The organism is Oleiphilus sp. HI0061 (genome assembly GCF_001635675.1).
The window spans coordinates 1-576 of sequence record NZ_LWFE01000256.1; the positions used below are offsets into that span (position 1 = coordinate 1).

Here is a 576-nt window from a genome sequence, read left to right on the forward strand (position 1 = left end):
TTGATGCCGTGCTGTCAGCATGATGATGGGGAGTTCATAGCTGTCGAACTGCTTCCGAACCAGGGTGCAGACTTCAATGCCGCTCATTTTTGGCATCATAAAGTCGAGTAATATCAGGTCAGGTACTTGTTGGTTGAGCCTGGCTAGAGCGCTAATTCCATCCGGGAAGACTTCATATCGATAACCTTGTTGTGACATCAGGCTGGAAACCAGCTCCAGGTTTACGGGTTCATCGTCGACGATAAATATCAGCGGAGTCATTTCTTCGCTACCGCCTTCAAACGATAAATCGGGTAGTTTTGCAGAGGTTTCGCTGGTAGAAACCTGAGTTTCCTTAGTGATAATAGGTGCTTGAGTGGCTGGTAGAGCGGTTTCAGCTAATTGCTTATTGGCTTCCTGATTGCTGACCAAACCAGCGGGTAAGGATAGGGTGACATCTGTGCCTTGATTGGCCTGGCTTTTAATCGTTAGGGAACCGCCGTGCAATTCAACAAGCTGTTTACTGATGGATAGGCCGAGCCCGGTTCCGCTTGCTGAAGGGTGACCTTCAACATGGACTTGCTCGAAGGGACGAAA

At 48.8% G+C, this 576-nt stretch carries 1 protein-coding gene; it reads right to left on the reverse strand.

Annotated elements, in window-relative coordinates:
* Positions 1–576: response regulator (locus A3735_RS03215; protein ID WP_156499367.1), on the reverse strand; the 576-nt coding region annotated here is incomplete at both ends.